The sequence below is a fragment of the bacterium genome, assembly GCA_030018315.1.
Lineage (GTDB): Bacteria > Hydrothermota > UBA3073 > JACQXS01 > JAGMCI01 > JASEGA01.
The window spans coordinates 23,771-32,806 of sequence record JASEGA010000022.1 but is presented as its reverse complement, the minus strand read 5'-3'; the positions used below and the strand labels follow the sequence as shown (position 1 = coordinate 32,806).

Annotated in this window: 10 protein-coding genes and 1 pseudogene; all 11 read left to right on the top strand. The window is 37.9% G+C overall.

The genetic code is table 11. The features are described 5' to 3' along the window. Positions 1-298: hypothetical protein (locus QMD71_07665; protein MDI6840705.1), on the top strand; the 298-nt coding region annotated here is incomplete at its 5' end. A gap of 98 nt (positions 299-396) precedes the next feature. Next, positions 397-1,416: a V-type ATP synthase subunit C gene (locus QMD71_07660; GenBank protein ID MDI6840704.1), complete on the top strand. Its 1,020-nt coding sequence runs from the start codon at positions 397-399 to the stop codon at positions 1,414-1,416. A gap of 1 nt (position 1,417) precedes the next feature. Next, complete coding sequence (locus QMD71_07655; protein MDI6840703.1) at positions 1,418-1,732, top strand: V-type ATP synthase subunit F; 315 nt, start codon at positions 1,418-1,420, stop codon at positions 1,730-1,732. After that, the gene (locus QMD71_07650; protein MDI6840702.1) at positions 1,729-1,908 is read left to right on the top strand and encodes an excisionase family DNA-binding protein; all 180 of its coding nucleotides are present in this window, start codon (positions 1,729-1,731) and stop codon (positions 1,906-1,908) included. The genes QMD71_07655 and QMD71_07650 overlap by 4 nt, the downstream gene beginning before the upstream one ends. Positions 1,909-2,138: 230 nt before the next feature. After that, positions 2,139-3,320, top strand: a complete 1,182-nt coding sequence (locus QMD71_07645) for a DNA methyltransferase (GenBank protein ID MDI6840701.1) — start codon at positions 2,139-2,141, stop codon at positions 3,318-3,320. Next, entirely contained in the window at positions 3,313-4,047 is a 735-nt protein-coding gene (locus tag QMD71_07640; GenBank protein ID MDI6840700.1) for a BsaWI family type II restriction enzyme, read from the top strand. The genes QMD71_07645 and QMD71_07640 overlap by 8 nt, the downstream gene beginning before the upstream one ends. 187 nt (positions 4,048-4,234) lie before the next feature. Beyond that, a pseudogene (locus QMD71_07635) lies at positions 4,235-4,588 on the top strand (hypothetical protein). Between the two features lie 206 nt (positions 4,589-4,794). After that, a complete protein-coding gene (locus QMD71_07630) occupies positions 4,795-6,540 on the top strand; it encodes a V-type ATP synthase subunit A (GenBank protein ID MDI6840699.1) in 1,746 nt (581 codons plus the stop codon). Between the two features lies 1 nt (position 6,541). Further along, a complete protein-coding gene (locus QMD71_07625; GenBank protein MDI6840698.1) occupies positions 6,542-7,927 on the top strand; it encodes a V-type ATP synthase subunit B in 1,386 nt (461 codons plus the stop codon). A gap of 63 nt (positions 7,928-7,990) precedes the next feature. Next, positions 7,991-8,611, top strand: a complete 621-nt coding sequence (locus tag QMD71_07620) for a V-type ATP synthase subunit D (protein MDI6840697.1) — start codon at positions 7,991-7,993, stop codon at positions 8,609-8,611. Positions 8,612-8,691: 80 nt separating this feature from the next. Continuing rightward, a complete protein-coding gene (locus QMD71_07615; GenBank protein MDI6840696.1) occupies positions 8,692-9,033 on the top strand; it encodes a hypothetical protein in 342 nt (113 codons plus the stop codon). Positions 9,034-9,036: the final 3 nt, after the last annotated feature.

Sequence of the window (9,036 nt, the reverse complement as noted above, 5' to 3'; positions counted from 1 at the left end):
GGCTCGTCTTTTAAGGCTACAGACTCTCAAGGAATATTTAGAGGACGAAGAATTATGGAAAGGTATAAATGAGTATGGGAAACGATGGGAGGCAGAAGGCAGGTATTCTGTATTTAAGAGGATGTTTGGGGAGCATGTTTTCTCTCGAAAGATGGAAAATATAAGGAGGGAAGTGATATTGAAAGTGAGTTTAATGAATTTATTTACAAGTCTAATCTTGCCTGTCGGCAGACAGGTGAGTAAAGCACTGTGTAATAAGAGGTTGTGGATAGATAAAAGAGAGTTAGTAGCGGTGTAATTCTGTGGGATTTAGCAGAAATAGGAAGTGTAAACTTAATTATTCAACAAGGGAACTTTTTCTTGACATTATTTTAATTTACAGTGTATAATATTCAAATGTTAATTAGGTATCCTCATATTGAATCCAAAGATACAAGATATGCTTATGCTGTCGCCAGGATAAGGGCTCTTGAGACGCGTCTCCTATCTACTCACAAAGTTGCGCGTCTTTTTGAAGCTAAGGATGGGAATAAGCTTTTAAGGGCTCTCCAGGACACAGGTTATAGCCAGTGGCTTAATTTTCCACAGGATTCTGCGAAGGATTACGAGAGCATTGTAAGAAATGCAAGAATAGAGCTTTATAGCCTGATGGCTAAACTTATTCTTGATTCTAATTTTGTGGAGATCCTAAAATTAAAATATGACTATCACAATGTCAAAACACTGCTTAAAGGTATGATTGGAGAGAAAGAAGTAGATGCACTTTTATCTAATTTTGGAAATATCTCAACACATGAACTGAAGTCAGTGTTCCAAAATGAGAGATACGATAAACTTGGGTTCGGTCTTCAGTCAGCGATAGAGGAAGCGATATCTAATTATTACTTGACTAAGGACCCAAGATTCATAGATATAGTATTAGATAAAGCATACTATTCATTTCTTATAGGAGTGGTAGGGAATATTTTTCTTAATACACTGATTAAAATAGAAATTGACCTCGTCAACATAAAGATATTACTAAGAATAAAATGGCTTAAAGAGGAACGCGGCTTCTTTACGAAAGCATTCATTGATGGTGGCTGGCTTGAACAGGCACGGTTTTTGGATTCATTTGATGAGCCTATAGAGGCTATACCTCATTATTTTAAGAATACCCCGTATTCAAGAATCCTTACTGAAGGTGTAGAATCTTTAATCTCAAAGGCTTCATTCTTACGACTTGAGAAGCTTTGTGACGACCACTTCATTTCATTTTGTAGAGCTACAAAGTATTTAGCTTTTGGAGTAGAGCCTGTTCTTGCCTACTTTTATGGTAAGGAAAACGAATTTAAAATACTAAGGATGATATTTACAGGTAAAATTAATGCTATTCCAGATACAGTGATAAGAGAGAGATTACCTGAGGCTTATTAAGATGTCTACTAAAATTGCTACCATAGGGGAAAGGGATGTTATTCTTCCTTTTAAGGCAATAGGAGCTGAAGTATTTCCTGTATTAAATGTTAAAGATGCACATGAGATACTTGAAAGACTGATTAAAGAGGACTTTGGTATAATACTAATCACAGATGATTTATTACCTCATATTAGAGACTTGCTTGTTCAAACTAAAGGGACTGCTGTCCCTTGCATAGTTCCAATTCCCGGTAGTAAGGGTAGTTCTGGGTTTGCGTTAAACGAGATGCGCGAACTAATTAAAAAGGCAGTCGGCGTCGATATAATGAAATGAAAAACAAAAAGAGAGAAAATAAAGCCGTGTATACAACAAAAGAGGCGGCTAACTATCTTGGAGTAAGTCCGTCTATTATCTATCGGATGGAGAAAATTGGTTCGCTTTCATCTACCAAAACTAAAGGAGGGCAAAGACGATTCAGTCAAGAAGGGGAAAAGGAAGGGGATTCATGAATAGTTTGATAATAGTTTGTGTCCACGTGCTGGATGGTCAAAGCGTTTATCATCGCACTGAGGAGCATATTCTTTGTGAAGAGTGCTTCAAACATTACAATAGTTATGGACACGACGAAAATGGACATTGGAAAATTCCAAAAAATGAAAATTGGACAAACTTGAGAACTATATGCAGGTCATGTGTAAATCAAATTATGGGGGAAAAGATTTCGTAGAGGGGAGTGAGAATGGCTAAAGGAAATAGTTACATTTTCGTATGCACAGAAAGAACTGAAAGGGAGTGCCTTGACCGTATGTTATTTTCAACGAATAAAATCTATGCCGAAAAAGTTTTTGGTATAAAAAAGGGAGATACACTATTCCTCCTAAATATGGATTCGGATATTTTATATGGGCCATTTGTGGCCGCATCTGACGGTGGAAAAGATTTAGTTCCAAACGCATGGAATGGACGATATCCTTATCAAGTAAGAGTTGAAAAAAATAATAATGAAGTTAGAAGTTTAAAAAGTGTAAAAAAAGTTCTCGCAAAGTTGAATATAGATTGGAAATATCCACTTGACGAATTTAGAACCGACCTTCTCATAAAAGTTCTTGAAAATCCAAAACTTGAATTGGATAATATAAAACTTCCTCCAAAATATCCAGCAACTATAGATGAAAAGCCAAAGATAGAGGCAACTACTCTTTGGGATTACCCGAAACAAAGTTACGGGAAGATTCCCAAAGGAAACAATAAATATCCTGGGGTAACTCCTGCATTTATCATTTATAACTTAATTAAGAGGTATACAGAACCTGGCGATTTAGTATTGGATCCAATGGCAGGGAGTGGAACCACTTTAGATGTTTGTAAAGAAGAAGGGCGAAGATGTATTGCTTACGATATAGCACCAACAAGACCTGATGTCGTACAAAATGATGCAAGGAAAATTCCATTGGGAAATAATAGTGTAGATATGGTCTTCATTGATTCTCCTTATGGAGACAATGTTAGATATAATGAGCACCCTGATGATATCGGAAAAATTTCTTCAGAAACAGAGAAATTTTATGAGGAACTTGAGAAAGTCATGTGTGAATGTTACCGAGTATTGAAATATGGAAAAGTATTAGGATGGCTTATTGGTGACCAATGGGTTAAGAAAAAGTTTACACCTGTAGGTTTTAAGATTTATGAACAATTGTGCAAATATTTTGAACCAGTGGATATTATTTGTGTTACTCGTAGGGGACAAACCTCTAATACAGGTATATGGTATAATAGGGCAATCCGCTTTAATTTTTATCTACGCGGATTTAAATATCTTTTAATTATGCGAAAGCCACATCCAGACTTATTAAAAAAATCTTTTAAAAGAGAAATTAAGTGGACACATTATGAGAGGGGAGGAAAAATTTATGAGTGACCCAAAACAAAAAGTATTAAAAATAATTCAGCAGATAGAAAAAGGAGAAATAAATCCAAAAGAAGGCTGGAATGAAATTAAAAAACTTAAAGATGAGTATGTGACTATCTTAACTACGCATTATCCACATTTAAGAAGTGCTGAACAATCTTGGCATTCTTTTATTGGTAATAAATTTGAAAGAATTGTAGGCTCTATAATTAAGGCGTATGTTAGGGAGGTTAAGGAAAACGATGAAGCTTTGAAAGGTTTAGCAGTTTTAACAAAAGATGAAATTAAGAAAAAGAAAAACGAAGTTATTTTCAGAAAACTTGCTGTAAAATATGAAAAATATCTGTTGCTTCCCGACGCTGATTTGGTAATTGTAGATTTTAATACCGATAATACATGGAAATCAACAGTAATAGCTATTATTTCTTGTAAAACCAGTTTAAGAGAAAGGATTGCACAAGCATGTTATTGGAAACTCAAATTGCTTTCATCTAATGTTACAAAGAACATTAAAATATTTTTAGCTACTGTTGATCACGATGAAGATTTTGACATAGATTTTACAAAAAGAGGGAGAATTGATGGAAAGAGTAGAGATAGAATAATATCAGAATATGAACTTGATGGTGTTTATATATTGCGTGAGGACTTCAAAGAAGAATGGGGAAGCGAGAAAATAAAACGTTATGAACGTATCTTTCAAGACTTTTCAGATATATTCAAGAAAAGGACGTAGAAACAGTTGGTGATGCAGAAATAGGAGAGCCGGTTGGCTGTCCTAAGTGTCATGCTTGGGATACTGGTAACTTTGAAATTACTGAATAAATGGTTTTTGGGCATGAGAAAGCAATGAAGTATAATCTTTATCTTAATAAAATTAAAAAATTCTGTAAGGAGAATAAAATTTTTTACTTGTTTTATTTGGCTCTTGTGTAGGCTCAAAAACTTACAAGATGAGCGATATTGATATTGCTGTTGTCCCAGAGGACTCCGAAATTAATAAATTAAGACTTATTTGTGAGCTTGATTGTATATTTGTAGGGTCTGTAGACTTAACTGTAATAACCCCACATACTGACCCATTACTTGAGTTTGAAATCTTTTCCAAAGGTAAGTTTTCGTCCGAGAAAAGAGATGGGCTTTTTGAGGAATACAAACTAAAAGCGTGGAAGAAATATCTTGACACTGAAAAAATACGAAAATTACGAGGAGAGTTTATAAGAGCATACATAAAGGAGTTGAGAAATGTCACCCGAAGTGGTAAAACGGAAGCTTGAGCTTTTAATTAAGTATTTGGAGGACTTGAAAAAGTTTAAAGTTATTTCCTATGAGGAATTTATGGAGAACCACTACACAGTTGAGCGAATCTTGGAGCTATTGGTTATCACAAGTAGCGACTTAATATTCCACCTTTTAGCCAAAAAGAAAGAACCAATTCCCTCCTCTTATAGTGTTGCTTTTTTTGTAGAAATAAGAGAATAATATGGAAGGCAGGATTGTTAAGGTATCGGGGCCACTTGTGGTAGCGAGTGGGATGAGTGGTACCAAGATGTACGATGTAGTAAAGGTGTCGGAGAAGCGTCTAATTGGTGAGATAATTGAGTTAAAGGGTGACCTTGCATCAATCCAGGTATATGAGGAGACATCGGGTATTGGACCTGGTGAGCCAGTTTACTTGACTTTTGAGCCATTGTCTGTGGAGCTTGGGCCTGGGCTTATTGAGTCAATTTATGATGGGATACAGCGTCCACTCACCCTAATAAGAGAGCTTACAGGCAATAATATTACAAGAGGTATCAGCTTACCCGGACTTGACAGGAAGAAGTTGTGGTATTTTAAGCCAAGTGTTAAAAAAGGAGAAAAAGTATCAGGTGGAGATGTTATAGGTGAGGTTCAAGAGACAGTCCTTGTAACCCATCGTATAATGGTGCCACCCGGAATTTTGGGTGAAATAATCGAGATTAAAGAAGGTGATTTTACGGTTCAAGACACAGTTTGTAAGATTAAGTGTAAAGATAGAGTTAGGGACATAACTTTAATGCAACGCTGGCCTGTGCGTCGTCCACGACCTTACACTGAAAAGTTGCCACCCGAAGTCCCAATGTATACGGGACAGCGTGTAATAGATACTTTTTTTCCTGTCGCTAAAGGTGGCACTGCCTGTGTCCCAGGTCCATTTGGGTCTGGTAAAACTGTCATACAGCACCAGATTTCAGAGTGGGCAGATGCAGACATAATCTTATTTGTAGGCTGTGGTGAGCGTGGTAACGAGATGACCGATGTCTTAATTGAATTCCCAAGACTTAAGGACCCAAAATCAGGCGAGCCATTGATGAAGCGCACCGTGCTTATAGCTAACACTTCAAATATGCCAGTAGCTGCCCGTGAAGCCTCTGTTTATACAGGGGTAGCAATTGGTGAATACTTTAGGGATATGGGTTATTCTGTAGCTTTGCAGGCAGACTCAACTTCAAGGTGGGCAGAAGCTATGCGTGAAATATCTAGTAGGCTTGAAGAGATGCCTGGTGAAGAGGGCTATCCTGCATATCTTGGAACGAGGGTAGCCGAATTCTATGAGCGTGCTGGTAGAGTCAGATGTCTGGGTTCTGATAATCGTGAAGGTATGCTAACTGTGATTGGCTCAGTGTCACCACCAGGTGGCGACCTCGCCGACCCTGTAGTTCAAGCTACGCTAAGGGTAGTAAAGGTATTTTGGAGCCTTGAGGATAGGCTTGCAGAGGCACGCCATTTCCCGGCTATAAATTGGCTTACTTCGTATTCGTTATACACAGATTCAACAAGGCAATGGGTTGAAGACAAAGTGGCAAGAGAGTTTCCAGAGTTGATTAGGGAAGCAATGCGAATTCTTGAAAAAGAGGCAGAGTTACAGGATATTGTAAGACTGGTTGGGCTTGAGTCGTTGTCACAGGATGATAGGTTACTCCTTGAGGTAGCGAGGTCTATAAGGGAGGACTTCTTGCACCAAAATGCATTCCATGAACTTGATACATACACATCTATAACTAAGCAGTATATGATGCTTAAGTTGATACTCCATTTTTATGGTAAATCACATGAGGCGTTAAAGAGGGGTATAACTACAGACAAAATCCATACTCTCAAAGTCCTTGAACGGATAGCAAAAGCAAAATATACTCAAGAAACCAAACTAAAAGATATAGAAGAAATTGAAAAAGAGATAAATAGTGAAATTGATGGTTTAAGATAATATGATTAAGGATTATCGGACAATAGCAGATATTTCAGGTCCTTTGATGCTTGTTGAAGGTGTAGAAGGTGTAAAGTACAGTGAGCTTGCCGAGATTAAACTGCCAACAGGAGAGTTGCGTCAAGGTCAGGTACTTGAAGTTGATGGTGACCGTGCTCTTATCCAAGTGTTTGGTGGGACACGGGGTGTAGATATTCCTAAGAGTAGAGTTAGATTTTTAGCTAAAGGGATTGAACTACCTTTATCAAGAGATATATTAGGTAGAACATTTAATGGGCTCGGTATCCCAATAGATGGTGGACCAAAGATTATTCCTGATGAGCTTGCTGATATAAATGGTGCTCCACTTAATCCATGTGCACGCGACTATCCGAACGAATTTATCCAGACAGGTGTGTCCGCAATAGACGGCTTAAATACATTGGTAAGGGGACAGAAGCTACCTATATTTTCAGGCTCAGGTCTCCCTCATAATCGGCTGGCTGCCCAAGTTGCACGTCAATCTAAGGTACTTGGAAGCAAAGAGGAGTTTGCAGTCGTTTTTGGTGCTATGGGTATCACTTATGAGGAGGCAGAATTCTTTAGGACCGATTTTAATAAAACAGGTGCAATAGAGAGGGCTGTCCTTTTTATCAATCTCGCTGACGACCCAGCTATAGAGCGGATTGCAACTCCAAGGGTAACATTTACGGCAGCTGAGTATCTTGCATTTACACTTGACATGCATGTGCTCGTTATACTCACAGATATGACTAACTACTGCGAAGCATTGCGTGAAATATCAGCTGCAAGAAAAGAGATCCCAGGCAGGAGAGGTTATCCCGGGTATATGTACACAGACCTTGCAACTGTATATGAACGTGCAGGTAGAGTTAAAGGCAAAAAGGGCTCAATTACACTTATCCCTATACTGACAATGCCTGAAGATGATAAGACACACCCAATACCTGACCTTACAGGCTATATTACAGAAGGTCAGATAATACTATCAAGAGCGCTACATCGTAAGAAGGTATCACCTCCTATTGATGTGCGACCATCGCTTTCAAGGCTCAAAGACAAAGGAATAGGTAAAGATAAAACTCGTGAAGACCATGCAGATGTATTTAATCAATTATTCGCCTGCTACGCAAGAGGTAAGGAAGTAGAGGAGTTAGCAGTCATTTTAGGTGAGGCTGCATTGACTGAGATTGATAAGCTTTACCTTAAATTTGCAGGCATATTTGAGGAAAGATATGTAAGTCAAGGTGAATACGAAGACCGTCCAGTGGAGCAGACACTTGATTTAGGCTGGGAGCTTCTATCAATGTTTCCGAGGTCTGAACTTAAGCGGATAAGAGATGAATATTACGATAAATATATGCCAAGATTTAAGAAGGGCGAATGAAAAAGTGTATTTTAAAAAGCCTGTTGACGAAAAGCTTTTGAAAATGAAAATTCTACGCTAAATATGAAGCTTGATGTTAATTCTACAAGGATGGAACTACTTAGGTTAAGAAAAAGGACTATCCTTGCAAAGCGAGGTCATAGGTTACTTAAGGATAAGCAGGATGAGCTTATGCGTAAATTGCTTGACCTTTTAAAAGTGTTAAAAGAATTAAGAGAAAGAGTTGAAAGAGAGCTTGAGCTTGCTATTAAAAGGTTCCTATTTGCACGTTCATCTATGGAGCCGGAGTGGGTTGAGGAAGCTCTCTTGTTGCCAAGTAAGAGTGTATCAATAGAGCTTGAAAGGAAGAGGCTGCTTAATGTTGAGGTTCCAGTTTTTAAGCAGGTTATATCAGGTAAAATACATTGCTATGGGTTTGCAACTACAGCATGTGAGTTTGACTTGTCACTTTTAGCAATTGACAAAGCACTTCAAGTAATTATAGAGCTTGCTGAGCGTGAGAAGACACTTGAACTCATAGCAATTGAAATAGGGAAGACGAGGCGTAGAGTAAATGCACTTGAATATGTATTAATTCCATCACTTGAGGAGACAGTTAAATATATACAAATGAAACTGTTAGAAATGGAAAGGGGCAATCTATCGAGGTTGATGCGAATAAAGGAAATAGTAAGAGCACATTAAAGCAGTGAAAAGACAGTGATTAGTGGTTAGTGAAAAGATAAGAATACCTGTCACTGACCACTGCAATTTAAGGAGGGGAGATGGAGTTTTTATTACTTGGAGGAATGATCCTATTGATGGGTCTCTTAAATAAGGTAGAAGCCTTTAAGAAGGCTAACAGGGCACTCATAGGACTAAAGCTCCCAATCGGTATAGTAGTGATTTTTGTAGGCCTTTCATCATTCGCGAAGGGGGCTAGATTTGTATTCCCTGCCATTATGGGAGTGATTGCAGGTATATTCCTGATTATGGATTTACTTAAATTAATTCCAAAAGCAGAGGAATCTGTAGATAAGGTGGATACAGCCATTACAGGATTTCAAGTCCCTGTCGGTGTTCTAACCGCAATAGCTGCTATTATAGGATTATTTATGAAAGGCTAAGTT

Bases quoted from the DNA above. Each gene is read 5' to 3' on its own strand.
- QMD71_07655 (MDI6840703.1), top strand. From the start codon at position 1,418: ATGTCTACTAAAATTGCTACCATAGGGGAAAGGGATGTTATTCTTCCT.
- QMD71_07645 (MDI6840701.1), top strand. From the start codon at position 2,139: ATGGCTAAAGGAAATAGTTACATTTTCGTATGCACAGAAAGAACTGAA.
- QMD71_07620 (MDI6840697.1), top strand. From the start codon at position 7,991: ATGAAGCTTGATGTTAATTCTACAAGGATGGAACTACTTAGGTTAAGA.
- QMD71_07625 (MDI6840698.1), top strand. From the start codon at position 6,542: ATGATTAAGGATTATCGGACAATAGCAGATATTTCAGGTCCTTTGATG.
- QMD71_07640 (MDI6840700.1), top strand. From the start codon at position 3,313: ATGAGTGACCCAAAACAAAAAGTATTAAAAATAATTCAGCAGATAGAA.
- QMD71_07630 (MDI6840699.1), top strand. From the start codon at position 4,795: ATGGAAGGCAGGATTGTTAAGGTATCGGGGCCACTTGTGGTAGCGAGT.
- QMD71_07660 (MDI6840704.1), top strand. From the start codon at position 397: ATGTTAATTAGGTATCCTCATATTGAATCCAAAGATACAAGATATGCT.
- QMD71_07615 (MDI6840696.1), top strand. From the start codon at position 8,692: ATGGAGTTTTTATTACTTGGAGGAATGATCCTATTGATGGGTCTCTTA.
- QMD71_07650 (MDI6840702.1), top strand. From the start codon at position 1,729: ATGAAAAACAAAAAGAGAGAAAATAAAGCCGTGTATACAACAAAAGAG.